This window comes from Cupriavidus sp. WS (assembly GCF_000395345.1).
GTDB lineage: Bacteria > Pseudomonadota > Gammaproteobacteria > Burkholderiales > Burkholderiaceae > Cupriavidus > Cupriavidus basilensis_B.
This window is the reverse complement of sequence record NZ_AQPL01000102.1, coordinates 55,556-81,413: the sequence shown is the minus strand read 5'-3', so window position 1 is coordinate 81,413 and position 25,858 is coordinate 55,556. Positions and strand designations below refer to the sequence as shown.

The window sequence follows — 25,858 nt, the reverse complement described above, 5'->3', positions numbered from 1 at the left end:
CTGTTATCTACTAGTAGATAGATGGCTTGGGCAAAAAAAACGGGGAGTCCCCGGGTACTGCGCTGGATCCTCTTTCCTGCTTCAGCGTTCTGGCTGGGGCGGAGCAGCGGCTTCCATGACCCGAATATTATCTACTGGTAGATAGATAGTCAAGGAATTTTCCGAAAAATCGTTGAGGAGGTCTGGATGTCGGTATTGCTGCACTCGATGGGGGTGCCGGCTGTGCTGGCGCCGGGATCGCAGAAAACAACCGAGAAACGGTTGCGTTCGGGCTGCCGATGAAGCCGGCTTGCCGCCTGTGGTCTCCTCTCTCCCACAAGTGGGAGAGGGGAGCAAACCCCCGGGCAACGCGGGAATGGGCTGCGCGGCGGGACGTGCCCGGCAATCGGGTGCGAGACACGCCCTGCACGCGCTCAGCGCACCCTGCCCTCCTTCCAGGCCTGCAGCAGCTTGTCGTAGGCGATGGTCTCGCCCTTCGGCTTTTCGTTGGCCAGCTTCTTCCACGGCGCGTGGTCGTCCGACAGCCACTTGGCCGGATCGCTCTTGGCGTTCAGCTTGGGCGCGCAGTTGCTCATGCCGGCGCGCTGCAGCCGCGCCATGACCTGGTCCATTTCCTCGGCGAGGTTGTCCATCGCGGACTGCGGTGTCTTCTCGCCGGTCACGGCGGTGGCCACGTTCTTCCACCAGAGCTGGGCCAGCTTCGGGTAATCCGGCACGTTGGTGCCGGTCGGCGTCCAGGCCACGCGGGCCGGGCTGCGGTAGAACTCGATCAGGCCGCCGTACTGCGCCGCGTTCTTGGTCAGGTATTCGTGGTGGATGTCGCTGTCGCGGATGAAGGTCAGGCCGGTGAGCGACTTCTTCAGCGAGACCGTCTTCGAGGTCACGAACTGCGCGTACAGCCACGCCGCCGCGAGCCGGTTGGGATCGGTGTTCTTGAAGAAGGTCCACGAGCCCACGTCCTGGTAGCCATTCTGCATGCCCTGCTTCCAGTACGGGCCGTAGGGCGACGGCGCCATGCGCCACTTGGGCGTGCCGTCGGCGTTGACCACCGGCAGGCCCTTCTTGGTCATGTCGGCGGTGAAGGCCGTGTACCAGAAGATCTGCTGCGCCACCTGCCCCTGCGCCGGCACCGGCCCGGCCTCGGAGAAGGTCATGCCCATCGCCTGCGGCGGCGCGTACTTCTTCATCCAGTCGATGTACTTGGTGAGCGCGTAGACCGCGGCCGGGCTGTTGGTGGCGCCGCCGCGCGACACCGAGGCGCCTTCGGGCGTGCACTTGTCCGCGCCCACGCGGATGCCCCATTCGTCCACCGGCATGCCGTTGGGCAGGCCCTTGTCGGCGGCGCCGGCCATCGACAGCCACGCATCGGTGAAGCGCCAGCCCAGCGACGGGTCCTTCTTGCCGTAGTCCATGTGGCCGTAGACCTTCTTGCCGTCGAGCTCCTTGACGTCGTTGGAGAAGAAGCTGGCGATGTCCTCGTAGGCCGACCAGTTGGTGGGCACGCCGAGGTCGTAGCCGTACTTGGCCTTGAACTTGTCCTGCAGGTCCTTGCGCGCGAACCAGTCGGCGCGGAACCAGTACAGGTTGGCGAACTGCTGGTCGGGCAGCTGGTAGAGCTTGCCGTCGGGCGCGGTGGTGAACTTGGTGCCGATGAAATCCTTCACGTCCAGGCCGGGATTGGTCCATTCCTTGCCGGCGCCGGCCATGTAGTCGGTCAGCGGCAAGATGGCGCCGTAGCGGTAGTGCGTGCCGATCAGGTCGGAGTCGGAGATCCAGCCGTCGTAGATGGACTTGCCGGACTGCATCGAGGTCTGCAGCTTCTCCACCACGTCGCCTTCCTGGATGATGTCGTGGTTGACCTTGATGCCGGTGATTTCCTCGAAGGCCTTGGCCAGCGTCTTGGACTCGTACTCGTGGGTGGTGATGGTCTCCGAGACCACGTTGACCTGCGTGATGCCCTTGGCCTTGAGCTTGGCCGCGGCGTCGATGAACCACTTCATTTCGGCGAGCTGCTTGTCCTTGGACAGCGACGACGGCTGGAACTCGCCGTCGACCCACTTCTTCGCCTCGGCCTCGCCTGCCCATGCGGCGTGGCCACAGGCCAGCGCAGCCGCGCAGGCCAGGGCCGTCATGCCCAGTTTCACGTGCACCTTCATGAACGTCTCCTCGAGAATCCCCCTCCCTGCTCTTTGTCTGGGCTGCGGCCCGGGAAGGTACAGGCCGCCATGCCCATCGACGAGATTGCCGTCGCCTTATGCTTTCTCAGCCCTTGCGCATCACCAGGGCCAGCACCAGCATCGACGCCACGAAGCTGATCCAGATCGAGGGTTCCTCGGCCAGCGAGAACCACGCCATCATCTTCTCGCCCAGCCCCACCCACGCCAGGTTGATCCACGCGGCGCACATCAGGCCGATGAACAGGCGGTCGCCGCGCGTGGTGGCGATCGGCAGGAAACCCTTGCGCTCGAGCGTGGGCGCGCGCGTCTCCCACACGGTCATGCCGATCAGCATCAGCACCACGCAGACGAAGAACACGGCCACCGGGGTGGTCCACACCATCCAGCTCAGCATTGCCTCTCCTTGGAGGTCGTTTCAAAATGAAGCGAAGCGGTCCTGGCCAGGCGCGCGGCCGTGGGCAGTACAACCGGTACGACAAGGCCGCGCAACGACGCCAGGATCTTTTTGAAACGACGTCTTAAACGCGCCCCATCGCGAAGCCCTTCGCGATGTAGTGCCGCACGAACCAGATCACGATGCCGCCCGGCACGATGGTCAGCACGCCCGCCGCGGCCAGCACGCCCCAGTCCATGCCCGAGGCCGACACCGTGCGCGTCATGGTGGCGACGATGGGCTTGGCGTTGACCGAGGTCAGCGTGCGCGCCAGCAGCAGCTCCACCCAGCTGAACATGAAGCAGAAGAACGCCGCCACGCCGACACCCGCCTTGATCAGCGGCAGGAAGATGGTCAGGAAGAAGCGCGGGAACGAATAGCCGTCCACGTACGCGGTCTCGTCGATCTCGCGCGGCACGCCGGACATGAAGCCTTCCAGGATCCACACCGCCAGCGGCACGTTGAACACCAGGTGCGCGAGCGCCACGCCCAGGTGCGTGTCCATCAGGCCGATGGTGGTGTAGAGCTGGAAGAACGGCAGCAGGAACACCGCCGGCGGCGTCATGCGGTTGGTCAGCAGCCAGAAGAACACGTGCTTGTCGCCGATGAAGCGGTAGCGCGAGAACGCATACGCCGCGGGCAGCGCCACCGTGATCGAGATCACGGTGTTCATGGCCACGTAGATCATCGAGTTGACATAGCCGGAGTACCACGACGCATCGGTGAAGATGGTCTTGTAGTGGTCCAGCGTGAAGTCGTTCGGCCACAGCGACAGCGTGGAGACGATCTCCTCGTTGGACTTGAACGACATGTTCAGCATCCAGTAGATCGGCAGCACGGCGAACACCAGGTAGGCCACGAGGAAGATGGCGCGGCCATAGGCCGCGCGCCGCTGGGCGTCACGCATGGGGCATGTCCTCGCTGCCGGCGCTACCGGCGGTACCCGCGCGCTGCATCCAGTTGTAGAGGACGAAGCACATGAGCAGGATGATGAGGAAATAGACGATCGAGAACGCCGCCGCCGGGCCCAGGTCGAACTGGCCCACGGCCTTCTGCGTCAGGTACTGCGACAGGAAGGTGGTGGCGTTGCCGGGCCCGCCGCCGGTCAGCACGAACGGCTCGGTGTAGATCATGAAGCTGTCCATGAAGCGCAGCAGCACCGCGATCATCAGCACGCCGCGCAGCTTGGGCAGCTGGATGTAGCGGAACACCGCCAGGCGCGAGGCGCCGTCGATCTGCGCGGCCTGGTAGTAGGCGTCGGGAATCGCGCGCAGGCCGGCGTAGCACAGCAGCGCCACCAGCGGCGTCCAGTGCCACACGTCCATCACCAGCACCGTGACCCAGGCGTCGACCGCGCTGCCGGTGTAGTTGTAGTCGAAGCCCAGTCCGGCGAGCGCGGCGCCGAGCAGGCCGATGTCGGTGCGCCCGAAGATCTGCCAGATGGTGCCCACCACGTTCCACGGGATCAGCAGCGACAGCGCGATCACCACCAGCACCGCCGAGGCCTTCCACCCCTTCGCCGGCATCGACAGCGCCAGCAGGATGCCCAGCGGGATCTCCACCGCCAGCACCGCGAGCGAAAAGCCGAGCTGGCGCAGCAGCGCGTCGTGCAGCTCGCCGTCGCGCAGCACGGTGCGGAACCACTCGGTGCCGACGAACACGCGCCGCTCGGGCGAGATGATGTCCTGCACCGAATAGTTGACGATGGTCATCAGCGGCAGGATGGCGGAGAACGCCACGCACAGCACCACCGGGATCACCAGCAGCCAGGCCTTCTGGTTGACGGGCTTCAGCGTGCTCATGCCACCAGCTCCTCGTTGACGTAATAACAGGTATGGCGGTTGAACACCGACAGCCACACGGTCTGGCCCGGCGCCAGCCCGGCGGCCTCGTTGCCGAGCCGCGCGCGCACCAGCGCGGGCGCGCCGCCGGCGTCCTGCACGGTGGCCGTGACCAGCCAGTAGGTGCCGATGTCCTGCGCGCGCTCCACGCGCGCCGGCAGCGCCTGCGGGTCGTTGCCGGCGGCCAGCCGCAGGTATTCCGGGCGCACCCCCACCTTGAAGCCGCCGGCGGCCCCCAGCGCGACGGCCGCCGGCGCGGCCAGCTCGGGCATGTAGCGCCGCCCGGCGATCTCGATGGCGCCGTCGCGCCACTGCGCGTCCAGGAAATTCATGCCGGGCGAGCCGATGAAGTTGCCGACGAAGGTATGCGCGGGCCGCTCGAACAGCGCGTCGGCCGAGCCCACCTGCACCGCCTTGCCGCGCGACATCACCAGCACCTGCTCGGCGAAGGTGAGCGCCTCGGTCTGGTCGTGCGTGACGTAGATCAGCGTGAGGCGGAACTCGTGGTGGATCTCCTTGAGCTTGCGCCGCAGCTGCCATTTGAGGTGCGGGTCGATCACCGTGAGCGGCTCGTCGAACAGGATCGCCGAGACGTCCTGCCGCACCAGCCCGCGGCCCAGCGAGATCTTCTGCTTGGCGTCAGCGGCCAGCCCGCTGGCGCGCCGGTCCAGCGACGCGGACAGGTCCAGCATCTCGGCCACGCGGCCCACGCGCTGCCTGACCTGGGCCGGCGCCACGCCGCGGTTGCGCAGCGGGAAGGCGAGGTTCTCGCCCACCGTCATGGTGTCGTAGATCACCGGGAACTGGAACACCTGGGCGATGTTGCGCGCCTGCGGCGTGGCCGCGGTCACGTCGCGCCCGTCGAACACGATGGTGCCGTGCGACGGCCGCAGCAGGCCGGAGATGCAGTTGAGCAGCGTGGTCTTGCCGCAGCCGGACGGCCCCAGCAGCGCGTACGCGCCACCGTCCTCGAAGGTGAACTTCAGCGGCAGCAGCGCGTAGTCTTCGTCGGACTGCGGGTCCGGGCGGTAGGAATGGGACAGGTCGAGGTCGATGCGCGCCATGTCAGGCTCCCCGCCCCGCGGCCAGCGGCGCCGCCGCGCGCTGCGGCCGCGCCGGCGCATGGATGCGCTTGCCGGCCGCGTCGAACAGATACAGTTGCGCCGGGTCGAGCTGCAGCGTGAGCGGCGCGCCCAGCTGCAGGTCGACCACGCCCGGGAACTGCGCCACCAGGTTGCCGACCGGCGAGTCCATGTGCACGAAGGTGTCCGAGCCCGACAGCTCGGCCAGCGCCACCGTGCCCGCCACCGGCACCATGCCGGGCGCGGCGTCCAGCCGCAGCGCGCCGGCGCGCACGCCCACCGTCACCGGGCCGGCGTGGGCCGCGGCCGCCGGCAGCGGCACGGCGATGCCGCCCGGCAGGGTCACGATCCCGCCGCGCAGGTCGCCGGCCATCAGGTTCATCGGCGGATCGCTGAACGCGCGCGCCACGCGCAGTGAGTCGGGATAGTGGAAGACGTCCGGCGTGGGGCCGTATTGCAGCAGCTCGCCCGCGTCCAGCACGGCGGTGTGGCCGCCCAGCAGCAGCGCCTCGCCGGGCTCGGTGGTGGCGTAGATCACGGTGGCGTCGCCATGCGCGAACAGTTGCGTGAGCTCCTCGCGCAATTCCTCGCGCAGCTTGTAGTCCAGGTTCACCAGCGGCTCGTCGAGCAGCATCAGCGGCGCGCCCTTGGCCAGCGCGCGCGCCAGCGCCACGCGCTGCTGCTGCCCGCCCGACAGCTCGGCCGGCAGGCGATCGAGCAGGTGGTCGATGTGCAGCCGCGCCGCCAGCGCCCGCACCTGGGCGCCGATGTCCTTCGCGCGGCGCAGCCTGAGCGGCGAGGCGATATTGTCGAAGACGCTCAGCGAGGGATAGTTGATGAACTGCTGGTAGACCATCGACACGTTGCGCTCGCGCACCGGCACGCCGGTCACGTCCGCGCCGTCCACCTCCACGCGCCCGGCGCTGGGCCGGTCCAGCCCCGCCATGACCCGCATCAGCGAGGTCTTGCCGGCCTGCGTGGCGCCCAGCAGGATGGTCACGGCGCCCGGCACGGGCGCCAGCGACATGGGATACAGATACGCCTGCGAACCTGCGTGCTGGGCGATGCCTTCCAATCTGAGCTGCATCGGGTCTCCGGATTCGTATGCTCACCGCATCACATGAACAGCGATGATGCGGACGCACAAACTTTTGCTTTCCGCTCGTTTTAGTGCAAAAACGAACATAAAACAATCATGCACCGCATCATTTGTTTTCGTTTGTGTTTGAACTAGAATGCCGGCATGACCTTGAATCCACGCCAGACCGCCCTGCTCGAAGAGGTACGCAGCCAGGGCTTCGCCTCCATCGACGAACTCGCCCGCAAGTTCGGCGTGACCCTGCAGACGGTCCGCCGCGACGTCAACCTGCTGGCCGGCAACGGCATGCTGGCGCGCTTTCACGGCGGCGTGCGGGTGGAGGGGTCGACCGTGGAGAACATCGCCTACCGGCAGCGGCAGGTGCTCAACGCCGAGGGCAAGGCGCGCATCGCGCGCGCGGTGGCCGGCGCGGTGCCGGAGGGCTGCTCGCTGATCCTGAACATCGGCACCACGGTGGAGGAGATCGCGCGCGAGCTGATCCACCACCGCGGCCTGCGCGTGATCACCAACAACCTGAACGTGGCCAGCATCCTGGCCGACAACCCCGACTGCGAGGTCATCGTGGCCGGCGGCGTGCTGCGCTCGCGCGACCGCGGCATCGTGGGCGAGGCCACGGTGGAGTTCATCCGCCAGTTCAAGGTGGACATCGGCCTGATCGGCATCTCGGGCATCGAGGCCGACGGCACGCTGCGCGACTACGATTTCCGCGAAGTGAAGGTGGCGCGGACCATCATCGAGCATTCGCGCGAGATCTGGCTGGCGGCCGACGCCAGCAAGTTCAACCGCCAGGCGATGGTGGAGCTGGCGCACCTGTCGGAGATCGACCGGCTGTTTACCGACGAGCCGCTCAAGCCGCCGTTCGGGCAGATGCTGGAAGACAGCGGAGTGAGCTGTGTGGTCGCCCGGGACTGAACGCGGCGCCCTGCGGCGCGCGCGCCATGCGCGCGGGCCGGGCGCGGGACGCGCCGGCCATGCGCGAGCGGGCTTACTTGAAAACGATGGTCTTGTGGCCGTTGATGAGGATGCGGTGCTCGGCGTGCCATTTGACCGCGCGCGCCAGCGCCACGCATTCCACGTCGCGGCCCACCGCGGTGAGCTGCTCGGGGGCCATGCTGTGGTCCACGCGCTCGATCTCCTGCTCGATGATCGGGCCTTCGTCGAGGTCCGCCGTGACGTAGTGCGCGGTGGCGCCGATCAGCTTCACGCCGCGGTCGTGCGCCTGGTAGTACGGCTTGGCGCCCTTGAAGCTGGGCAGGAACGAATGGTGGATGTTGATGGCGCGCCCGGCCAGCTTGCGGCACAGGTCGTCGCTGAGCACCTGCATGTAGCGCGCCAGCACCACCAGGTCGATGTTCTGCTCGCGCACCACCTCGAACACCTTGGCTTCCTGCGCGGCCTTCTGCTCGGCGGAGCTGTTCATCAGCGGCAGGTGGAAGAACGGGATGTCGTAGGACGCGGCGAGCTGGTAGAAGTCGCGGTGGTTCGACACGATGGCGGCGATCTCCACCGGCAGGCCGCTGGCCTTGGCGCGGAACAGCAGGTCGTTGAGGCAATGGCCGATCTTCGACACCATGATCATCACGCGCGGCTTGACGCTGGCGTCGAACAATTCCCACTGCATGCCGAACTGGTCGCCAATCGGGGCGAACGCGGCCTTGAGCGCGGCCAGGTCGGGACCGCCCGCGCTCGGCGTGAAATGCACGCGCATGAAGAAGCGGCCGGTGAATTCATCGCCGAACTGGTCGGAGTCGACGATGTTGCAACCGTGCTGGAACAGCAGGCCCGAGACGGCATGGACGATGCCCGGCTGGTCCGGGCAGGAAATGGTGAGAATGAATCCGGTATTGCTCATCGTGTGTGGTTCTGTCGAGTGCGCGCCGATCATGCGCTGCGGGTGCCGGCCTCGCCCGCGGCGGGGCTCCAGCCGCGCCGCGCGAGCGTATCCAGCGTCACCAGCGTCGCGTCGACGGTCATGGCGCCATCCGCCATGATAGCAAGCAATGCCTCGGGCTCGATACGGCGGTGCTCGGCCACCTCGCCGTCGCGGTTGTGCGGCGTGAAGTCCGCCGGCAGCGGCAGGTCGTACACGTACACCGCCTCCCACTGCACGCCTTCGGGGATTTCGCGCAGCACCTCGATCACGCCGTGCGCCTCGGCGCGCCGCGCCAGCGCGGGCGGGATGCCGGACTCCTCGTCGCACTCGCGCACCAGCGTGGCGAGCGGATCGCTGCCGGCGGGCATGCCGCCGGCCACCAGGTTGTCCCACATGCCGGGGTCGACCGCCTTGGCGGCGCTGCGCCGCGAGATCCACAGCGCGCGCTCGCCGGCGATCACGCCGTTCATGTGCGAGGCGAAGGTCAGCAGGCCGAGGAAACGCGCCGCGGCGCGCTCGATCACCGCGAACGCGGGCGCCTCCAGCGCCGGCGTGACCGCGAACAGCTCATCGCGCCAGCCGCGCACGTGGCCGGCCTCCGCCAGCCAGCGCGCCAGCGTGGCCAGCGCCTCGCTGCGCGCGGCGGGCTCCGCGCGGCCCGGGAGCAGCGCCACCGTGCCGGCCACCTCATTGGCCAGCACCGCGGGCACCGCATCCTGCGCGCGCAGGATGCGCGCATGCGCGCGCGGCAGCCAGCCGACCTGCCGGCCGTCCACGGTCAGCTTGAAGTGGGCCCCGGCGTCGAAGCGGCTGCGCGCCGCCAGCGACGCGGCGATGCGGGAGAGAAACGAAGTATCGGACATGAATATTGCGGGCCGCCACGATGGCGCGCCCGTCGCATGGCATCCAGGAAATCCAGGAAAAAAGGCATGACGCAAACCCAGCCCACGGGCCAGCCCCGCGGCCAGTCGCCCGGCCAGCCCCGCTACGTGCTCGCGCTGGACCAGGGCACCAGCAGCTCGCGCGCCATCCTGTTCGATCACGCCGGCAACGTGGTGCGGGTCGCCCAGCGCGAATTCCGGCAATATTACCCGCACCCCGGCCACGTCGAGCACGATCCCTACGAGATCTGGCAGTCGCAGCTGGCGGTGGCGCACGAAGTGCTCGGCGACGCCGGCGTGGCCGCCAGCCAGGTGCAGGCCATCGGCATCACCAACCAGCGCGAGACCACCGTGCTGTGGGACCGCAAGACCGGCGAGCCGGTCGGGCGCGCGCTGGTCTGGCAGGACCGCCGCACCGCGCCGCTGTGCGAGGCGCTGCAGGCCGAGGGCCACGGCGAGCTGTTCCGCGCGCGCACCGGGCTCATCATCGACGCCTATTTCTCCGGCACCAAGCTGCGCTGGATGCTGGACAACATCGAAGGCGCGCGCGAACGCGCCGCGCGCGGCGAGCTCGCCTTCGGCACCGTGGACAGCTGGCTGATCTGGCAGCTCACCGACGGCAGGCGCCACGTCACCGACGTCTCCAACGCCTCGCGCACGCTGCTGTTCAACATCCACACGTTCGTCTGGGACGATGCCCTGCTCGGCGTGCTCGACATCCCGCGCAGCCTGCTGCCCGAGGTGGCGCCGTCCAGCGGCGAGGTGGCGCGCACGGCGGCGCGCTGGTTCGGCGCGGAGATCCCGATCGCCGGCATCGCCGGCGACCAGCAGGCCGCCACCTACGGCCAGGCCTGCCTGTCGCCGGGCATGGCCAAGAACACCTACGGCACCGGCTGCTTCCTGCTGATGAACACCGGCGCGCAGCCGGTCGCCTCGCACAACCGGCTGCTCACCACCATCGGCTGGCAGCTCGGCGGCGCCGCGCCCGCCGCCGCGCGCACGCAATACTGCCTCGAAGGCGGCGTGTTCATGGGCGGCGCCACCATCCAGTGGCTGCGCGACGGCCTGCGGATCATCAACAGCGCGCCCGAGGCGGAGCCGCTCGCGCGCCAGTGCGAGGATACCGATGGCGTGGTGCTGGTGCCGGCCTTCGCCGGCCTCGGCGCGCCGCACTGGGACCCGTTCGCGCGCGGCACGCTGGTGGGCATCACGCGCGGCACCGGCCGCCCGCACATCGCGCGCGCGGCGCTGGAGTCGATCGCGCTGCAGAGCGTGGACGTGCTGGACGCCATGCAGAAGGACGCCGGCATCGCGCTGGCCGAGCTGCGCGTGGACGGCGGCGCCTCGCGCAGCGACCTGCTGATGCAGATGCAGGCCGACCTGCTCGGCACGGTGGTGGTGCGCCCGCGCGTGACCGAGACCACGGCGCTGGGCGCCGCCTACCTGGCCGGGCTGGCCACCGGCTACTGGAGCGGCGAGGAAGAAATCGCCAGCCAGTGGCAGGTGGAGCACCGCTTCGAACCCAACCTGTCCGCCGACGCGCGCGCCTACCGCCTGTGGCGCTGGCACCGCGCGGTGGAGCGCGCGCGCGACTGGGCGCGCGAGGACGGCGCGCCGCCGCACGCCGCCGGCTGACCGGCCCGCCCGGACAGCCCAGAGCCACATCGCCACATCGCCACACCGGGCCGAACCGCCCCAGGCAACCGCCCCAGGCAACCGCATCAGACAAGGAATCATGCAGACACTGTCCTCCCCCGCCCTGCCGCCCGACCGCGCCGCGCTGCTCGCCACGCTCGAGCGCGAACCCAGGTGGGACGTGATCGTCATCGGCGGCGGCGCCACCGGCCTGGGCACCGCGGTGGATGCCGCCTCGCGCGGCTACCGCACGCTGCTGGTAGAAGCCGCCGACTTCGCCAAGGGCACCTCGAGCAAGGCCACCAAGCTGGTCCACGGCGGCGTGCGCTACCTGGCGCAGGGCAACATCAGCCTGGTGCGCGAGGCGCTGCACGAGCGCGGGCTGCTGGCGCGCAACGCGCCGCACCTGGTGTGGCCGCTGGGCTTCGTGGTGCCGGCCTACCAGTTGTTCGACCAGCCCTTCTACGGCATCGGCCTCAAGGTCTACGACCTGCTGGCCGGCGGCCTCAACCTGTCCGGCAGCCGCTGGCTCAACCACCGCGAGACGCTGGCCGCCGCGCCCACGCTAGCCGAGCACGTGGGCGGGCGCCCGCTGCGCGGCGGCAACCTGTACTTCGACGGCCAGTTCGACGATGCCCGCCTGGCCATCGCGCTGATGCGCACGCTGTTCGACGTGGGCGGCACCGCCGTCAACTACATGCGCGTGACCGGCCTGTCGCAGAAGAACGGCGTGATCGCCGGCGTCACCGTGCAGGACGTGCTCGGCGGCGCCAGCTTCGCGCTCGAGGCCGGCTGCGTGATCAATGCCACCGGCGTGTGGGTGGACGCCATCCGCCAGATGGAGGACGGCCAGGCGCGCGGCATGGTGGCGCCGAGCCAGGGCGTGCACCTGACGCTGCCGCGCAGCTTCCTGCCGGGCGAGCGCGCCATCCTGATCCCCAAGACCGACGACGGCCGCGTGCTGTTCGTGGTGCCGTGGAACGGCCACACCATCGTCGGCACCACCGACACGCCGCGCAAGGACCTGCCGCTGGAGCCGCGCGCGGGCGCCGACGACGTCGACTTCATCCTGGAAACCGCGGCGCGCTACCTGTCGCGCACGCCCACGCGCGCCGACGTGACCAGCGTGTGGGCCGGCCTGCGCCCGCTGGTCAAGGCCACCGGCGAGGCCTCCACCGCCTCGCTCTCGCGCGAGCACACCATCCTGGTGTCCCGGGGCGGCCTGATCACCGTCACCGGCGGCAAGTGGACCACCTACCGGCGCATGGCGCAGGACGTGATCGGCACCGCCATCGAGCGCAAGATGCTGCCGGCCGCGCCGTGCGTGACCGCCGACCTGCCGCTGCACGGCGCGCGGGGCCTGCCCGCCGACCTGCCCGCGGCCGGCACCGGCTCGCCCGACCGCTACTACGGCAACGAGCTCGCCATGCTGCGCGCGCTGCCCGGCACGGACGAGATCCTCGTGCCCGGCTCCGGCCTGAGCGCCGCCCACGTGCGCTTCGCCGCGCGCTTCGAGCTGGCGCGGCGCGTGGAAGACGTGCTGGCGCGGCGCAACCGCGCGCTGTTCCTCGAAGCCGGCGCCGCCAGCGCCGCCGCGCCGCGCGTGGCGCAGATCCTGGCCGAGGAGCACGGCCACGACGCCGCCTGGCAGGCCGCCGAGGTGGAGAGCTTCCGTTCGCTGGCCAGCGGTTATATGCTGTCGTGATGCCCGCACGCCAGCCAGGAGCCGCCATGCCGCCGCGCTTTCCAAAGCATTGCCTCGCCGCCGCCCTGGCCTGCACGCTCGGCCTGGCGGCGCTTCCGGCGCAGGCCCGGCCCGGCATCGACGGCGTGCGCTTCGATGCCCCGCGCACGGTGCGCTACCGCTGCGACGAGGGCAGGCAGCTCACTGCCCGCTATTTCAACGGCGCGGACAACCAGATCGCCATCCTGCGCCTCGACGGCAAGCCGCCGCTGCTGTTCGTCAGCGTGCTGACCGGCTCCGGCGCGCGCTACGCGCACGGCATCCACCAATGGATCACCAAGGGCGACGAAGGCCGGCTCCAGGACCTCACCCGGGGCGACGACGCGCCGCCCGCCTACGCCAACTGCAAGGCGGTGAAATAAGCCTCCCGCCGCACGACATTGGTCGCCGGGGCTCCCGCTGAGCGATAATGCGGCTTATCGAATCAGGGAGAACACCATGGACGAGATTGACGATCTGTCCGATCTGCCGATGCCCCGCTTCATCTGGGGTTTCGCCATCTTCACGCCCAAGGGCGGCGAGGTGATGCATGACGAGTTTGAATATCTGACCCATACCCGCAGCCCGCGCTTCACCTGCCGGGTGGTGGAACTGGAAGACATGCCGGCCGACAGCGAGGAAAACGGCATCGACGGGCGCATCGTGCATTACGACGAGCCCGGCCGCCTGTTCTACATCACCGACGCCGGCCTGGCGCTGGTGAACTTCGAGCTGTTCGACAGCCTGCCGGACAAGAACAAGCTCAAGAAGGTCTGCGACGAAGCCATCACGAACTGGCTGCTGCGCCGCGATTTCCTCGAATCCGAGGAAGACGAAGAGGACTGAAGGACCGGGCCTCGCCGCCGGCGAGCGCCTGCCTCGACCGGCAATGACGGCTTTCCGGCCGCCGTTGCCGGCGCCACGCCCGCCGCCATCCCCCGCCATTCCCCTCCGGCCGCCTTCCGCCGCCTTCCGCCGCCCCGGATTTCCCCGCCTCCCGGCAAGTCAGCCCCCTCCTACATGGCAAGGGGAAACCGCCGGACACCGCCCGCGGGACCCGCCCCCTACAGTGGAGTCGTGGAAACAGCGAAAAAGGAAGGAAATCATGCCCTACGTTCTCGCCTGGCTGCTCGGTGTCCCGGCCTTCGTGCTGCTGCTGATCTGGCTGTTCGTGCACTGATCGCGCGCCGGCGCGCGCGGCCTGCCGCGACATGAAGCAGCCAGACCCTGAAAACGAAAGCGCAGCCCGCGGGCTGCGCTTTTTGCCAGTGGGCTTGCCGTTTTGGCGATCAAGCCTCGGTGGTGATCGTCCCTTTCCCGAATCCCCGAGCCTCCGCAACGGACCAACGGACACCCCCGGCAGGCGCGGGAGCAACGTCGCCGCATCGACCGTTTAGCCTTCGGCCTGCGCGTTCAGCGCACCCGGCGCGACGGACGCAGAGCGCAGCGGCCATCGCCCAGCAAGATGAAGGCGACCAGGGCGGTCGCCCAGAACGCGGGATACTCCCAGCCGCCGCCCTTGTTGTTGAACTCCCAGCCGAGCTTGCCATGCACCACGGCAATGGTGCCCAGCAGTTCGAACACCAGTGGTACGGCCACCCAGCGCGCATAGACGCCGAAGATCAGCGCCAGGCCGCCCAGCAGCTCCAGCGCGATCGCCAGATAGGCCATCAGCGGCGGCAATCCCAGCGAGCCGAAATAGCCGACGAAACCAGGCACCGTGAAGACGAATAGCTTCACGCTGACGTGGGCCAGGAAAGACGCGCCAAGCAGGAGGCGGAGCAATAGCGTCCCGTATGGGGCTGTTTTGTTGTCCAACATGATGAATGGCACCTTGATGAAGAAGATGCCGTCATAGTGAACCGTCCCAATATGTTCGAAAATAGCTATACTTGGACATCGACCACACAAAAATGAACAGCCACCCGGCAAGTCCTGCCCAGCGCGGCGACTCCCCATGAAAGACCTCGACTGGAATGATCTGCGCCACCTGCTGGCCATGGCGCGCGGCGGATCGGCGGCGGGCGCGGCGCGCGCGCTGGGGGTATCGCACGCCACCGTGCTGCGACGCCTGCACGTGCTCGAACAGGAGGTCGGCACGGCGCTCTTCGACCGCCTGCAAACCGGCTACGTCCCCACGGACGCGGGCCAGCGTTTCATCGACATCGGCGAGGCATTCGAACGCGCCCTCACCGGGGCCCGGCGCGAGGTGGAAGGACAGGCCGCGGGATTGGCCGGCCCGGTACGCTTCACCACAACGGATTCCCTCGCCGACGGCATCCTGCCGGACATCCTGCGTGCCTTCCACGAACGGTTCCCGGCAATCACGGTGGAAATGCGCATCACGAATGCCCGGCTGGATCTGGACCGGCGCGAGGCCGACGTGGCCTTGCGCCCCACGCACGAGCCGCCGCCCGCCTGGGTCGGCAAGCCTTTGGCGCGCATGGACTGGGGCTTGTATGCCGCGCCGGCCTCTATCCGGGCACGCGGCCATGAACCCGCCGGCCAGGCGTGGCTGCTGCCCGACGGCCATCTCGCGCAAGGGCCGATCGGCACATGGCTGCGCGAGCGTATCGGCAATGCCGCCGTCGCCGCCACTGCCGATTCATTCGTGGCGCTGCGCCGGCTTGCCGAAAACGGAACCGGAGCGACCGCACTGCCCTGCTTCATGGCGCACGGCACGGGCCTGGAATTGCTGGAATTTCCGCCCCGGCGGCTTTCGCCCAGCCTGTGGCTGCTGACGCACCCGCATCTGCGGCACTCCGGCCGGATCCGAGCATTCATGGATCACGTGGCGCAGCAGATCCGGGGCTGGCGCGAGCGCCTGGAGCCAAATAATGGGTAGGAGCATGCCAACGGGCACCCGCGCGCGCTGCGCTTTCGTCGATGGGATGCCGACGGGCTCGCCCGCGCCAGCGTCTCCGCCGGCGCGTTATCCGGGCAAAGCGGATTTCAGCCCTGCGCGGCGGCGGAGACTGTCTCCCATTTCGTCCAGCCATCCAGCCGCGCCGCATAGCATTGGCGTACCAGCGGCGTCAGACCGCCCATGATGAAATGCAGCGGCGGATCCTCCGCGTCGGCGACCTTGAACAGTGCTTCAACCGTCGCCGACGGATCGCCGAACATGGCCGGGGTAAGGGTTGCCGCGAGCTGCACCCGCATGGCGTCATATTCAGGCATGGGCCTGGCCTGCTTCATCGAAGACTGGCTCATGAACTCGGTGTTGAACGGGCCGGGCTCGATCATCGTGACCTTGATGCCGAATTCCGCGACTTCCTGGGCCAGCGTTTGGCCCAGGCCCTCGACGGCGAATTTCGTCGCCTGGTAGATGCCGCCCAGCGGGAATGTGATCAGCCCGCCGACACTGGTGACGAGCAGGATGTGTCCGTGCTTTTGAGCACGAAGCAACGGCAAGGCCGCCTGAATGACGGCCAGCGTCCCCAGGACATTGGTTTCGAAGTTCGCCCTCGCTTCATCGAGAGCGGTCTCTTCAACCGCGCCCATCAACCCATTGCCCGCATTGCTGATCACGAGGTCGATCTTTCCGAAGTGTTGATGCGCCTTGTTGACGGCGGCGACGACTTCCTGCTGACGCGTGACATCCATCGTCAAGGTCAACAAGGCGTCGCCAAACCTTTCCTTGAGGTCCGCGAGCGCGTTGGCGTCGCGCGCGGTTGCTGCCACCCGGTCTCCGCGCCGCAGCGCGCCCTCCGTCCAGATACGGCCAAAACCGCGGGAAGCTCCTGAGATGAACCAGACTTTCGACGCTGACATGGGTAACTCCTTGGTTGGGTCAGGGTTGACCGCGCCATCGAACATGATGACATTTTCGGTCCAAATGTCAGTTTACTATATTGACATTACTTGTCAATATGTCAGAATCCAGCCATTGATCCTGAGTCCTCCTCCATGAAAAGAACCGCCCCGACAGACCCCACGCGTACCCGGCAGGTCATTCAGGCCGCGATCGACGTGTTCCTTCGCTATGGCTACGCGCGCACGACGATGGCCGACATAGCCAAGTCGGCCGGACTCTCGCGCCCCAATCTCTACCTGTCCTTTCCCGACAAGGAGAGCGTCTTCCGGGCCGTCATCGAAACGATGGTCACAGCCAAGTTCGAGGACATCAAGACCGGGCTGGGGAAACGCTCGGGTCTTGAGGCAAAGCTGCGCTTTGCGTGCGAGAGCTGGGGCGCGGAGGGCTTCGAGATGGTCCTGGCCAATCCCGACGCCAAGGACATGTTCGACATCGGCTTCCCCCCGGTGCTTGAGAGCTATTTCGCCTTCGAGGAACTCCTGGCCGACATGCTGGGGACGTCCGTCGAACTCTCCGGATTGAAGGTAAAGGCGCCCGAACTGGCCCGCGTCATCGTCTTCGGCATGAAAGGATTCAAGGATGTCGCCAAGGACGGCAAGGAAATGCGCAGGATGATTGCCGCACTCATCGAAACGGTCACGGCCGCGTTGAAGTCAAGCGATGCCCAGGGAGGAAAGAGATGATCGACCTTGTCGATGGTTACTACGGCTCCGAGCGCGTTGGCGCGGCGATCTGCTTCGGTTTGTCACTGGCTGCGGTGGGATCCGGCGCATACCTGGCGAGAACATCGGTCGGCATGCTCTACGGCATGGGATGGTCGCTTCTGATCGCGGGAGGACTCGTTCTGCTGGCAAGCGGAGCGTACTTTGCGGGCCTGGGCAGCAATCACGCCAGGTTCTCCGCCCTGCTGGGCACCGATCCTTCACAGTTTCTTGTGCAGGAAAGCGCCCACCTGACGGGCACCATCGAGAGTCTGCGCAGGGTGATCTACGGTGAAATGCTCATCGCACTCGCTGGCATCATCCTCGCATTGGCCGGGCATGTCCGTGAGACGCCCATCCTGACCGGCGTCGGCCTTGGCATGGCGCTCGTCCTTGTCCTGCTTACGGGATACGACTCGTTGAACCGCAGCCGCGCGAGCGGCTATCACCAGGAGATCCAGGCGGTTTCGCGGTAACGCCCGGAAGCCGGGCAATCCGGTTGCGGCGGCAATGTCCCTCGCGGCCCGCGTCGGCTCGCGCGGCGTCGCCGGCAAGTCGCGCGCAAGGACGACGCTGCCCGCGCTGCCCGGCCAGGGATTGCTGCCGTCAGGCCGATGGCCCCGCACCCCGGGGTTGTGCCGCATCGACCAATGAAAAACGCCCGCTGAAATGCAGCGGGCGTTTTTCATTGCGGGCGGGCCGGTGGCCAGCGCGTTCGATCCATCACACGTGCCGGCCGCGTGGCCGCGCGGCGCAGCAGTTCAGGCCTCGGCCGAAGCGCCCGGCGCGGGCAGGCCGCGCTCCAGCGCTTCCTTCAGCAGTCCGCTCATGCCGTCCGGATGCGCCACCGCCAGCGCCTGCAGGCGCTTGACCAGTTCGCCGTCGAGCTTGCAGGCGAACGGCACCAGGCCGAGTTCCTGGTCGAGGCGGCGCTGCTCGCGGCGGTCGACCTTCGGCTGGGTGCCTTCGCGCGCGGCCCGGACGGCGGCACTGTGCTTCAGGCTGTTGGCAAGCTTCAGCCCTTTGTTCTTTTCGAGGTCGGTCTTTTTCACGGCAGGTTCGCTAGAGTCGGTCTGGGGCGGTATTGTACGCACCTCGGCGCCGGCGGGACCGGACGGCAGCCGCGGGAAACGCCGCGGGCAGCGCTATGCCTCGCCGCGCACCTCGATCAGCTCCGCCGCCACGCGCTCGATCTCGGCATACACGGGCAGCGCGGCATCGGGTCCGGTGCAGCCCACCCCGCTCGCGCCCGCGGCATCGGCGCCGGGCGGCAGGAACACGAAGGCCATGCCGGGCCGCCAGCGCGGATCGCTCTTCAGGCTCTCGTTGAGGATTGCCAGGTACTGGCTGCGTGTGAACACGTGCTTTGCCATCTTCGCCTCCGATGCGTTGTCCGGATCGTAGCATGGCCGGCAGGCCACTCAGGCGGGCTCGATGGACCAGCCCGGCCCCTTGCCGTTCTTGTCGCTCTCGTGGCGCCAGCGGCAGCCGCAGTCCGCGCAGGTGTAGGTGGCGAAGGTGATCGCGGGCTCTCCGCGCGGCTTGATGCGCTGCGTGTCCGTCAGCAGCAGCCGCGGGTGTCCGGTGCCGCCGGTCGAACCGGGCCGGATCTGCGCGCACGCATCGCAAAGCGTCATCGTTGCTCCCGCGCCCGGTGCGCGTGGCCAGGGCGGCCGGCGCGACCGGTGCGGGCACGATTGCCCGTACCGCGGACGGCCGCTATCGGTCTTCCGCCATCGCCTTGAGCTGGGCGTCGCCAGCCACGCGCGCGGCGTCCGAAGTGGTGAAAGTATCGTCGGAGACGATATTGCGCTTGACCAGACGCGCATCGAAGTCGACCAGCGTGATCACCCATACATAGCGGCCGGCCTGCGGCGCGGTCTGGACGATGGCCTGCAGATGCGGCGTGGAATCCTTGGACATGATGCTCCTCCGGAGAACGCATCCGGCAACTGTAGCACGAGCGCCCGCCGGTGGCCGCGCGCGCGGCGCGCTCAATGCTCGAAATCGAGACCGCCCAGCAGCACGGTCTCCTCGGCCTGGGAGCGCGTGCCGAGATCGATCTGCCGCGGCGCCTGCCACGCATGCAGCTTGCCGGGCAGCGCGGCCAGGTACAGCGCGAACTTCTCCTCGCCGCCGGTGGCGAACAGCGCCTCCACCTCGAGGCTGTCCCACGACAGGTAGATATTGAGCGGATGGGCGAAGCGCCGCACCCCTTCGAACGGCTCGCCGTAGACGTGCAGCCGCGCGGGGCTCTGGCCGCCGTCGAGCTCGGCGTGGATGCGGTGCCTGAACAGGCCGGCGATCGTCTCGGCGATACGGGGGGCGAACTCGGCATCGAAGCGTGCCGCGGCATTCTCATGACTCACGTGTTTGTCTCTTCCCGGTTTTCAGCGGGATCGTAGCACGTGGGCGCGCCCGCCCAAACTCCGGTTGACCCGCGCCACCGCCGTCCTATACTGAAGGTCTGCCGACTGAGACACGCCGTAGCAAAGCGAAGGTAGGTCGGAGAATGGCCACGCTCGCCAGCAAGGCAGCAAGGCCGAGCGGGCCGATTAGGCCTGCACGTCCGAACCGGATCCTGGTGCGTTTGCCGACCCGGTTCGGATCCCTTTTTCCCGCCTGGCGCATCGGCCCGCATGGCGCATCGACCCGCATGGCGCATCGACATATCGGCCGGGCCAAGAAAAAAGCACCTTCGCGAAGGTGCTTTTTTCATGGTCGCCGGCCGCGCGGCGCGGTCACGACAGGTCCCGCGACGTGATCATGCGCTCGCCGGGCAGCGCAGCGGCGACCGCAGCCACGAGCGCCCTGGCGATATTGGCCGCGGGATTGATGCGCAGGCCCCGCGGCAGCACCGGGCGAAGCAGCGCCGCGAGCGGGAATATCATGCGCTCGGCGAGGCGAAACTCGTCGCGCTCGCCGCCGATCATGCCCGGGCGCACGATCGTGAGCGATTCGAAGCCGATCGCCCGGATGTCTCTCTCGACCTCGCCCTTGGTCCGGCAATAGAACAGCGGTATGGACAGCGACGCGCCCGGGGAGGAAACCAGCGCGAAGGCGCCGGCCCCCTGCTGGCGGGCCAGTTTCGCGAAGGCCACCGGCAGCACGTAGTCGACATGCCGGAATGCCGCCTTCGAGCCGGCCTTGCCGATCGTCGTGCCCATCGCGCAGATCACCGCGTCCACCGGCCGCCGCGCCATTTCCGGCAACAGCGCCTGCAGATCGGACGAGACCGGATTGTCCAGCTTGGGATGGGCTGGCAAGGCACGGCGCGTCGGCGCGATGACCGTTTCGATGCTGCCGTGCTCCAGCGCCTGCCGCAGCGCGTTCCGGCCGACCAGCCCGGTCGCCCCCAGGATCAGTACCTTCATCGCGCGCCGCGCCCGGCAGCCGCGGCCCGCCCGCCTGTTGCCGTCACGCCCGGACCGCGCTCCGGCGAAACGGCAAGACCGCCGCGGACGAGCGGCGCCATGCCTGCATTCCTGGCTGTGGCCACGGCATGTGCCTCATGAGTGGTTGGATGAAGGCGGACATGATGCCCTGCGCCGGGAAAAAGATCATTCATCGCATCCTTTCAACTCCATTCCATCTGCATCAACTATCGGCGCCTCCGCACGAAGCAGGCCGTATGGCATCGATGCAGCGCGCCGGCGTCATGCCGCCCCGCGCAGCCCGATCTCGCGCACGCGGCCCTGCGGCGACACCAGCCGCGCGAGTTCGCGGATGCCGGGCTCGATCCGCTCGAGCGGAATCGACGAGAAGCCGAGCCGCAGGCTGTTGCATGGCGGCGCGTCGGCGAGATAGAACGGCTCGCCCGATTCGATCAGGATGCCGTGCGCCATCGCGGTGCGCCTGAGCTGGCCGGTGTCGACGTGCCCGGGCAGCATGCCCCACAGCGCGGAGCCGCCGGGCGGCGCGGCGAAGCGCATGTCGCCCAGGTGCTGCCGGACCGCGTCGCACAGCGTGGCCGCGCGCGTGGCCAGGGCCTCGCGCATGCGGTGCATCAGCCGGTCGTAGTGGCCGTGCTCGATGAACAGCGCCGCCGCGAGCTGGTTGTTGGCCGGCGGATGCCGGATCATCAGCCGCCGCAGCCGGCGCAGCTGCACGATCACGGCGGCGGGCGCGACCACGTAGCCGATGCGCAGCCCAGGCGAGAGCGTCTTGGACAGGCTGCCGACGTAGATCACGCGCTCGTCGCGGTCGATGGCCTTGATCGCCGGCAGCGGCTGTCCCGCATACTGGGTCTCGGCATCGTAGTCGTCCTCGATCAGCACGCCGTCGCAGCGGCGCGTCCAGTCGAGCAGCGCGAGCCGGCGCTCGGTGGTCAGCGTCACGCCGGTGGGACACTGGTGGCTCGGCGTGCAGTACAGGTAGCGGCAGTCGCGCAGCGCCGCCTCGTCGGGCACCACGCCGTCGGCGTCCACCGGCAGCCCGGCAAGGACCGCGCCGCGCCGCAGGAAGATGTTGCGCGCGTCCATGTAGCCGGGGTCCTCCACGGCCACGCGCGTGCCCGGCCGGATCAGCAGCTCGGCCAGCAGGAACAGGGCCTGCTGCGCGCCCACGGTCATCAGGATCTCGTCGCGCTTGGCGGCGATGCCGCGCCGCGGCAGCACGCGGCGGATCAACTGGTCGACCAGGGAGTTGTCGTCGTTGTCGATGGCGTCGGGCGCCCAGCCGCGGATCGCGCCGACGTCGAGCGCGTGGCGGCTGCACTCGCGCCAGTCGGCGATCGGGAACAGCGTGGGATCGAACTGGCCGTACAGGAACGGGTAGCGGTAGCGCTGCCAGTCGTGCGGCTTCTCCAGCCACTTGGCGTCGGCGGCCACGCCGTGCATGCGCGCCTGCCACTGCACTGCGCTGGTGCCGCCCGGCGCCGCGGCGGGCGCGCCGTCCCCGTCGCGGGGCAGCGCCTCCATCGCCGGCGAGGCGTAGCGATGGGTCACGTAGTAGCCGCTGCGCGGCCGGTTCTCGAGGTAGCCGTCCTCGGCCAGCCGCTCATAGACCAGCACCACGGTATTGCGGGAAATGCCCAGCATGTCGGCCAGCTCGCGGCTGGACGGCAGCCGCGTGCCCGGCGTCACGCGGCCGTCGAGCACCGCGTTGACGAGGTGCGTGCGCAGCTGGCTCTGCAAGGTCGGCCCCTCGCGCTCGGGCGCGGGGAACAACTGGTGCCACATCAACTGGTGAACGACAGCACTGCGCATCACAACCCCGACTGGTACGATCGAAAACCACCACTGGCATTAACCATGCCAGCCGGACGCGCGGCAACATGGCGCCACATCGTTACCGAGTGAGCCCATGCCGCCGATTTCCCCGCATCACCCCGCCTTCGCGGGCACGCCATCCCGTCCGGCACGCGCGGAGGTGCCGCGATGATCGTGCTGATCACCGGCGCCTCCGCCGGATTCGGCGAGGCCATCGCCGAGCGCCTGTGCCGCGACGGACACACCGTGGTGGCCACCGCGCGCCGCGCCGACAAGCTCGCGGCGCTGGCCGCGCGCTGCGGCCCGAGGCTGCATCCGCTCGCGCTCGACGTGCGCTACAAGGCGGAGGTCTTCGCCGCCGTGGCCTACGTCACCGAGACCGTCGGCCCCATCGACGCCCTGGTCAACAACGCCGGCCTGGCGCTGGGCGCGGGCCCGGCGCACGAGGCCAGCCTCGAGGACTGGGAGACCATGATCGACACCAACATCAAGGGGCTGCTGTACCTCACGCACGCGGTGCTGCCCGGCATGGTGGCACGCGATCTCGGCACCATCGTCAACCTCGGCTCCATCGCCGGCACCTACCCCTACCCCGGCGGCAACGTGTACGGCGGCACCAAGGCGTTCGTGCACCAGTACAGCCTGAACCTGCGCGCCGACCTGGTCGGGCGCAACGTGCGCGTGACCTCGATCGAGCCCGGCCTGAGCGGCGGCACCGAGTTCTCGCTCACGCGCTTCCACGGCGACGCGCAGCGCGCCGCCGGCGTCTACGCCGGCACCCAGGCCCTGACGGCCGAGGACATCGCCGGCGCGGTCAGCTGGGTGCTGGCGCAGCCCGCGCACGTCAACGTCAACACGATGGAGCTGATGCCGACCTGCCAGGCGTTCGCCAACTTCGCCATCGCGCGCGCGCCCGACGCGCAACGCTGACATGGACGCCTCCGCCTTTGCCGTGCTGGCGGCGGTCACCGCCGTCGCCGGCATCGCCAAGGGGCTGACGGGCTTCGGCGCGGCGCTGATCATGACGCCGCTGTTCGCGCTGGTGGTCGCGCCCGCGCAGGCCGCGATGCTGACGGTGCTGCTGCACGGCCTGACCGCCTGGCAGGGCATCCGCGCGTGCCGGCGCCGCGTGGCCTGGCGCAAGGTGGCGGTGCTTGCCGCCATCGCGCTGTGCGCGCATCAACTGGCGCTGCTCGGCCTCGGCCGCGTGGAGCCGCACCTGCTGCGCCGTGGCATCGGCACGCTGGTGCTGGTCATGGGTGTGATGGCGCTGCTCGGGCTGCGCATCCGCCACGGCGGCGGCGCCGTCGCCACCGGGCTGGCGGGCGTTGCCAGCGGCGTGTTCACCGCGCTGGGCGGGCTGGGCGGCCCGCCCGTGGTCTATTACTTCAGCGGCCAGGGCACCATCGACGCCTCGGTGCGCGCGAACCTGCTCGCCTACTTCATGCTGCTGTTCGCCGGCGCCTCGCTCGGCCTGCTCGCGCAGGGGCGGCTGGACCTGCCCACGGTGCGCGCCGGCGCGCTGCTGGTGCCGTTCTTCTGCGCCGGCGCGGTCGCCGGCGAAGCACTGTTTGCGCGCCTGCCGTCCGCGGTGTTCGCCCGCGTGGTGCAGCTTGCACTGATAACGATCGGCGCGTTTTCGGTGCTTGGCTGAGCGCGCATCCGGTGCACGCGGCGCGCGCCGGTGCTGGAGCCATCGATCCTCCGCGTTGGCTCTACGTCGGAGGCAATCGCCTCTCTTATCGTGAACCCTGCCACCTATCCAACGGAGAAAAAGCGACATGACCGGATTTGCCCCCTTCCTACCCAGGTTGCGCCACGCGCTGATGGCTTGCGCGCTATCCGCCGTGGCCGTGTGCCAGGCCGTCGCCGCGGACACGCCCAAGCCCGGCGGCACGCTGGTGATCGGCACCACGCAGTCGCCGCGCCACCTGAACGGCGCCGTGCAGTCCGGCATCGCCACCGCCGTGCCCTCGACGCAGCTGTTCGCCAGCCCGCTGCGCTTCGACGACAAATGGAATCCGCAACCGTACCTGGCCGAGTCCTGGAAGCTCGCCGAGGACGGCAAGTCGCTCACGCTCAACCTGCGCCACAACGCCGTGTTCCACGACGGCAAGCCCATCACCTCGGAGGACGTGGCGTTCTCCATCATGACGATCAAGGCCAAGCATCCGTTCCAGAGCATGCTGGCGCCCGTGGAGAAGGTCGACACGCCCGACGCCTACACCGCCGTCATCCGCATGAGCCAGCCGCACCCGGCGATCCTGCTGGCGATGTCGCCGGCGCTGTGCCCGATCCTGCCGAAGCACATCTACGGCGACGGCCGCGAGATCACCACGCACCCGGCCAACTCCGCCGGCGTGGTGGGCTCGGGCCCGTTCCGCTTCGCCGAGTTCGTGCCGGGCCAGCGCATCGTGCTCACGCGCTTCGACAAGTTCTTCCTGCCCGGCAAGCCGTACCTGGACAAGATCGTCATCACGGTCAACCCGGACGCGCAGAGCCTGGCGCTCGGCATGGAGCGCGGCGACATCCAGCTGCTGCCCTACGAGTCCGTCTCGACCGACCTCAAGCGCCTGCAGAACAACCCCAACCTGACGCTCACGCGCAAGGGCTACGAAGGCGTGGGCGCGCTGAACTGGCTGGCCTTCAACCTCGATCGCAAGCCGCTGTCCGACGTGCGCGTGCGCCACGCCATCGCCAGCGCGATCGACCGCAACTTCATCGTCAAGGCGCTGCACAGCGGCTTCTCCCAGGTCGCCGACGGCCCCATCGTGAGCAGCAGCCCGTTCGCCACCACCGACCTGCACCGCTATCCGTACGACGTCAAGCAGGCCGAGCAATGGCTCGACGAAGCCGGCTACAAGCGCAACGCCGGCGGCGAGCGCATGACGCTGACCATCGACTACCTGCCCGGCACCGACGAGCAGCAGAAGAACGTGGCCGAGTACATCCGCACGCAGATGAAGAAGATCGGCGTCACGGTGCAGGTGCGCGCCTCGGCAGATTTCGCTTCCTGGGCCAAGCGCATCTCGGCGCATGATTTCGACATGACGATGGACAACGTCTTCAACTGGGGCGACCCGGTGATCGGCGTGGCCCGCACCTACATGTCGACCAACATCAAGCCGGTGGTCTGGACCAACACGCAGTCGTACCGCAACCCGAAGGTGGACGAGCTGCTCAACACCGCGGCCGGCACGCTCGACGCCACCAAGCGGCGCGCCTACTACGCGACGTTCCAGAAGATCGTCACCGACGACCTGCCGATCTTCTACATCAACACCACGCCGTACCACACCGTGGCCAGCAAGAAGCTGGGCAACCTGCCCACCACCATCTGGGGCCCGGCGTCGCCGCTCGACGAGGTCTACTTCAAGTAGGGACGA

The 25,858-nt window shown here is 68.5% G+C and carries 28 protein-coding genes; 11 read left to right on the top strand and 17 right to left on the bottom strand.

All coding sequences use genetic code 11. The annotated features are described in order from the left end of the window. Nucleotides 1-413 precede the first annotated feature (413 nt). The 6 genes from K206_RS0110340 to K206_RS0110315 all read right to left on the bottom strand — a co-directional run bounded on the left by K206_RS0110340 (nt 414) and on the right by K206_RS0110315 (nt 6,620). Nucleotides 414-2,144 carry an ABC transporter substrate-binding protein gene (locus tag K206_RS0110340; protein ID WP_043366115.1) on the bottom strand — a complete coding sequence of 577 codons (1,731 nt, stop codon included), beginning with the start codon at nt 2,142-2,144 and terminating at the stop codon, nt 414-416. Nucleotides 2,145-2,262: 118 nt separating this feature from the next. Further along, nucleotides 2,263-2,571, bottom strand: coding sequence for a DUF2160 domain-containing protein (locus tag K206_RS0110335; protein WP_020202337.1), 309 nt, complete (start codon nt 2,569-2,571; stop codon nt 2,263-2,265). Nucleotides 2,572-2,695: 124 nt separating this feature from the next. Further along, entirely contained in the window at nt 2,696-3,517 is an 822-nt protein-coding gene (locus tag K206_RS0110330) for a carbohydrate ABC transporter permease (RefSeq protein ID WP_020202336.1), read from the bottom strand. Next, on the bottom strand, nt 3,510-4,403 hold the full coding sequence (locus tag K206_RS0110325) for a carbohydrate ABC transporter permease (protein WP_029043452.1): 894 nt from the start codon (nt 4,401-4,403) through the stop codon (nt 3,510-3,512). The genes K206_RS0110330 and K206_RS0110325 overlap by 8 nt, the downstream gene beginning before the upstream one ends. Before the next feature lie 5 nt (nt 4,404-4,408). After that, nucleotides 4,409-5,515 carry an ABC transporter ATP-binding protein gene (locus K206_RS0110320; protein WP_029043451.1) on the bottom strand — a complete coding sequence of 369 codons (1,107 nt, stop codon included), beginning with the start codon at nt 5,513-5,515 and terminating at the stop codon, nt 4,409-4,411. A 1-nt stretch (nt 5,516) separates the two neighbouring features. Continuing rightward, on the bottom strand, nt 5,517-6,620 hold the full coding sequence (locus tag K206_RS0110315; protein WP_020202333.1) for an ABC transporter ATP-binding protein: 1,104 nt from the start codon (nt 6,618-6,620) through the stop codon (nt 5,517-5,519). 156 nt (nt 6,621-6,776) lie between these two features. Here K206_RS0110315 and K206_RS0110310 point away from each other — a divergent pair, with 156 nt between their 5' ends. After that, a complete protein-coding gene (locus tag K206_RS0110310) occupies nt 6,777-7,544 on the top strand; it encodes a DeoR/GlpR family DNA-binding transcription regulator (RefSeq protein WP_020202332.1) in 768 nt (255 codons plus the stop codon). Between the two features lie 73 nt (nt 7,545-7,617). Here the strand turns inward: K206_RS0110310 and purU are convergent, their stop codons facing one another. Both purU and K206_RS0110300 read right to left on the bottom strand, forming a co-directional pair. Further along, the gene (gene purU, locus K206_RS0110305) at nt 7,618-8,484 is read right to left on the bottom strand and encodes a formyltetrahydrofolate deformylase (protein WP_020202331.1); all 867 of its coding nucleotides are present in this window, start codon (nt 8,482-8,484) and stop codon (nt 7,618-7,620) included. A 29-nt stretch (nt 8,485-8,513) separates the two neighbouring features. Further along, nucleotides 8,514-9,368: an NUDIX hydrolase family protein gene (locus K206_RS0110300; protein WP_020202330.1), complete on the bottom strand. Its 855-nt coding sequence runs from the start codon at nt 9,366-9,368 to the stop codon at nt 8,514-8,516. Nucleotides 9,369-9,434: 66 nt separating this feature from the next. Between K206_RS0110300 and glpK the strand changes: the two genes are divergently transcribed. The 4 genes from glpK (at nt 9,435) to K206_RS0110280 (ending at nt 13,590) form a co-directional block, all read left to right on the top strand. Next, a complete protein-coding gene (glpK, locus tag K206_RS0110295) occupies nt 9,435-11,021 on the top strand; it encodes a glycerol kinase GlpK (protein ID WP_020202329.1) in 1,587 nt (528 codons plus the stop codon). 100 nt (nt 11,022-11,121) lie between these two features. Further along, a complete protein-coding gene (locus K206_RS0110290; protein WP_020202328.1) occupies nt 11,122-12,726 on the top strand; it encodes a glycerol-3-phosphate dehydrogenase/oxidase in 1,605 nt (534 codons plus the stop codon). A 26-nt stretch (nt 12,727-12,752) separates the two neighbouring features. After that, on the top strand, nt 12,753-13,127 hold the full coding sequence (locus K206_RS0110285; RefSeq protein ID WP_020202327.1) for an MliC family protein: 375 nt from the start codon (nt 12,753-12,755) through the stop codon (nt 13,125-13,127). Nucleotides 13,128-13,203: 76 nt separating this feature from the next. Continuing rightward, the gene (locus K206_RS0110280; protein WP_020202326.1) at nt 13,204-13,590 is read left to right on the top strand and encodes a hypothetical protein; all 387 of its coding nucleotides are present in this window, start codon (nt 13,204-13,206) and stop codon (nt 13,588-13,590) included. Nucleotides 13,591-14,157: 567 nt separating this feature from the next. Here K206_RS0110280 and K206_RS0110270 read toward each other — a convergent pair. Beyond that, entirely contained in the window at nt 14,158-14,565 is a 408-nt protein-coding gene (locus tag K206_RS0110270) for a DoxX family protein (protein WP_029043450.1), read from the bottom strand. Nucleotides 14,566-14,701: 136 nt separating this feature from the next. Here K206_RS0110270 and K206_RS0110265 point away from each other — a divergent pair, with 136 nt between their 5' ends. Continuing rightward, nucleotides 14,702-15,589 (top strand): LysR family transcriptional regulator, encoded by an 888-nt coding sequence (locus K206_RS0110265; RefSeq protein ID WP_020202323.1) that lies wholly within the window; start codon nt 14,702-14,704, stop codon nt 15,587-15,589. A 107-nt stretch (nt 15,590-15,696) separates the two neighbouring features. On the opposite strand, the gene K206_RS0110260 is transcribed toward K206_RS0110265, so the two are convergent. Beyond that, nucleotides 15,697-16,518: an SDR family NAD(P)-dependent oxidoreductase gene (locus K206_RS0110260; RefSeq protein WP_020202322.1), complete on the bottom strand. Its 822-nt coding sequence runs from the start codon at nt 16,516-16,518 to the stop codon at nt 15,697-15,699. Between the two features lie 135 nt (nt 16,519-16,653). Here K206_RS0110260 and K206_RS0110255 point away from each other — a divergent pair, with 135 nt between their 5' ends. Both K206_RS0110255 and K206_RS0110250 read left to right on the top strand, forming a co-directional pair. After that, nucleotides 16,654-17,244, top strand: a complete 591-nt coding sequence (locus tag K206_RS0110255; RefSeq protein ID WP_020202321.1) for a TetR/AcrR family transcriptional regulator — start codon at nt 16,654-16,656, stop codon at nt 17,242-17,244. Continuing rightward, on the top strand, nt 17,241-17,738 hold the full coding sequence (locus K206_RS0110250; protein ID WP_020202320.1) for a hypothetical protein: 498 nt from the start codon (nt 17,241-17,243) through the stop codon (nt 17,736-17,738). Before K206_RS0110255 ends, K206_RS0110250 begins: the two co-directional genes overlap by 4 nt. Nucleotides 17,739-18,023: 285 nt before the next feature. Here K206_RS0110250 and K206_RS0110245 read toward each other — a convergent pair whose 3' ends face one another. The 7 genes from K206_RS0110245 to K206_RS0110210 all read right to left on the bottom strand — a co-directional run bounded on the left by K206_RS0110245 (nt 18,024) and on the right by K206_RS0110210 (nt 22,469). Beyond that, on the bottom strand, nt 18,024-18,314 hold the full coding sequence (locus K206_RS0110245; RefSeq protein ID WP_020202319.1) for a hypothetical protein: 291 nt from the start codon (nt 18,312-18,314) through the stop codon (nt 18,024-18,026). A gap of 93 nt (nt 18,315-18,407) precedes the next feature. Next, a complete protein-coding gene (locus K206_RS0110240) occupies nt 18,408-18,635 on the bottom strand; it encodes a hypothetical protein (RefSeq protein ID WP_029043449.1) in 228 nt (75 codons plus the stop codon). A gap of 48 nt (nt 18,636-18,683) precedes the next feature. Continuing rightward, nucleotides 18,684-18,899 carry a hypothetical protein gene (locus K206_RS0110235; RefSeq protein ID WP_020202317.1) on the bottom strand — a complete coding sequence of 72 codons (216 nt, stop codon included), beginning with the start codon at nt 18,897-18,899 and terminating at the stop codon, nt 18,684-18,686. Between the two features lie 82 nt (nt 18,900-18,981). Next, the gene (locus K206_RS0110230) at nt 18,982-19,185 is read right to left on the bottom strand and encodes a hypothetical protein (RefSeq protein ID WP_020202316.1); all 204 of its coding nucleotides are present in this window, start codon (nt 19,183-19,185) and stop codon (nt 18,982-18,984) included. A gap of 71 nt (nt 19,186-19,256) precedes the next feature. After that, on the bottom strand, nt 19,257-19,631 hold the full coding sequence (locus tag K206_RS0110225) for a DUF5594 family protein (protein WP_020202315.1): 375 nt from the start codon (nt 19,629-19,631) through the stop codon (nt 19,257-19,259). 372 nt (nt 19,632-20,003) lie between these two features. Beyond that, a complete protein-coding gene (locus K206_RS0110220) occupies nt 20,004-20,636 on the bottom strand; it encodes an NAD(P)H-binding protein (protein WP_020202314.1) in 633 nt (210 codons plus the stop codon). A gap of 282 nt (nt 20,637-20,918) precedes the next feature. Next, complete coding sequence (locus tag K206_RS0110210; protein ID WP_029043448.1) at nt 20,919-22,469, bottom strand: PLP-dependent aminotransferase family protein; 1,551 nt, start codon at nt 22,467-22,469, stop codon at nt 20,919-20,921. Nucleotides 22,470-22,640: 171 nt separating this feature from the next. Here K206_RS0110210 and K206_RS0110205 point away from each other — a divergent pair, with 171 nt between their 5' ends. The 3 genes from K206_RS0110205 to K206_RS0110195 all read left to right on the top strand — a co-directional run bounded on the left by K206_RS0110205 (nt 22,641) and on the right by K206_RS0110195 (nt 25,852). Beyond that, entirely contained in the window at nt 22,641-23,402 is a 762-nt protein-coding gene (locus K206_RS0110205) for an SDR family NAD(P)-dependent oxidoreductase (protein WP_020202311.1), read from the top strand. A 1-nt stretch (nt 23,403) separates the two neighbouring features. After that, on the top strand, nt 23,404-24,126 hold the full coding sequence (locus K206_RS37925; RefSeq protein WP_020202310.1) for a sulfite exporter TauE/SafE family protein: 723 nt from the start codon (nt 23,404-23,406) through the stop codon (nt 24,124-24,126). Between the two features lie 127 nt (nt 24,127-24,253). Then, nucleotides 24,254-25,852 carry an ABC transporter substrate-binding protein gene (locus tag K206_RS0110195; protein WP_043366081.1) on the top strand — a complete coding sequence of 533 codons (1,599 nt, stop codon included), beginning with the start codon at nt 24,254-24,256 and terminating at the stop codon, nt 25,850-25,852. The last annotated feature ends 6 nt before the right edge of the window (nt 25,853-25,858 follow it).

Bases quoted from the DNA above. Each gene is read 5' to 3' on its own strand.
- K206_RS0110335 (WP_020202337.1), bottom strand. From the start codon at position 2,571: ATGCTGAGCTGGATGGTGTGGACCACCCCGGTGGCCGTGTTCTTCGTC.
- K206_RS0110330 (WP_020202336.1), bottom strand. From the start codon at position 3,517: ATGCGTGACGCCCAGCGGCGCGCGGCCTATGGCCGCGCCATCTTCCTC.
- K206_RS0110320 (WP_029043451.1), bottom strand. From the start codon at position 5,515: ATGGCGCGCATCGACCTCGACCTGTCCCATTCCTACCGCCCGGACCCG.
- K206_RS0110315 (WP_020202333.1), bottom strand. From the start codon at position 6,620: ATGCAGCTCAGATTGGAAGGCATCGCCCAGCACGCAGGTTCGCAGGCG.
- K206_RS0110310 (WP_020202332.1), top strand. From the start codon at position 6,777: ATGACCTTGAATCCACGCCAGACCGCCCTGCTCGAAGAGGTACGCAGC.
- purU (WP_020202331.1), bottom strand. From the start codon at position 8,484: ATGAGCAATACCGGATTCATTCTCACCATTTCCTGCCCGGACCAGCCG.
- K206_RS0110300 (WP_020202330.1), bottom strand. From the start codon at position 9,368: ATGTCCGATACTTCGTTTCTCTCCCGCATCGCCGCGTCGCTGGCGGCG.
- glpK (WP_020202329.1), top strand. From the start codon at position 9,435: ATGACGCAAACCCAGCCCACGGGCCAGCCCCGCGGCCAGTCGCCCGGC.
- K206_RS0110290 (WP_020202328.1), top strand. From the start codon at position 11,122: ATGCAGACACTGTCCTCCCCCGCCCTGCCGCCCGACCGCGCCGCGCTG.
- K206_RS0110285 (WP_020202327.1), top strand. From the start codon at position 12,753: ATGCCGCCGCGCTTTCCAAAGCATTGCCTCGCCGCCGCCCTGGCCTGC.
- K206_RS0110280 (WP_020202326.1), top strand. From the start codon at position 13,204: ATGGACGAGATTGACGATCTGTCCGATCTGCCGATGCCCCGCTTCATC.
- K206_RS0110270 (WP_029043450.1), bottom strand. From the start codon at position 14,565: ATGTTGGACAACAAAACAGCCCCATACGGGACGCTATTGCTCCGCCTC.
- K206_RS0110265 (WP_020202323.1), top strand. From the start codon at position 14,702: ATGAAAGACCTCGACTGGAATGATCTGCGCCACCTGCTGGCCATGGCG.
- K206_RS0110260 (WP_020202322.1), bottom strand. From the start codon at position 16,518: ATGTCAGCGTCGAAAGTCTGGTTCATCTCAGGAGCTTCCCGCGGTTTT.
- K206_RS0110255 (WP_020202321.1), top strand. From the start codon at position 16,654: ATGAAAAGAACCGCCCCGACAGACCCCACGCGTACCCGGCAGGTCATT.
- K206_RS0110250 (WP_020202320.1), top strand. From the start codon at position 17,241: ATGATCGACCTTGTCGATGGTTACTACGGCTCCGAGCGCGTTGGCGCG.
- K206_RS0110240 (WP_029043449.1), bottom strand. From the start codon at position 18,635: ATGGCAAAGCACGTGTTCACACGCAGCCAGTACCTGGCAATCCTCAAC.
- K206_RS0110235 (WP_020202317.1), bottom strand. From the start codon at position 18,899: ATGACGCTTTGCGATGCGTGCGCGCAGATCCGGCCCGGTTCGACCGGC.
- K206_RS0110230 (WP_020202316.1), bottom strand. From the start codon at position 19,185: ATGTCCAAGGATTCCACGCCGCATCTGCAGGCCATCGTCCAGACCGCG.
- K206_RS0110220 (WP_020202314.1), bottom strand. From the start codon at position 20,636: ATGAAGGTACTGATCCTGGGGGCGACCGGGCTGGTCGGCCGGAACGCG.
- K206_RS0110210 (WP_029043448.1), bottom strand. From the start codon at position 22,469: ATGCGCAGTGCTGTCGTTCACCAGTTGATGTGGCACCAGTTGTTCCCC.
- K206_RS0110205 (WP_020202311.1), top strand. From the start codon at position 22,641: ATGATCGTGCTGATCACCGGCGCCTCCGCCGGATTCGGCGAGGCCATC.
- K206_RS37925 (WP_020202310.1), top strand. From the start codon at position 23,404: ATGGACGCCTCCGCCTTTGCCGTGCTGGCGGCGGTCACCGCCGTCGCC.
- K206_RS0110195 (WP_043366081.1), top strand. From the start codon at position 24,254: ATGACCGGATTTGCCCCCTTCCTACCCAGGTTGCGCCACGCGCTGATG.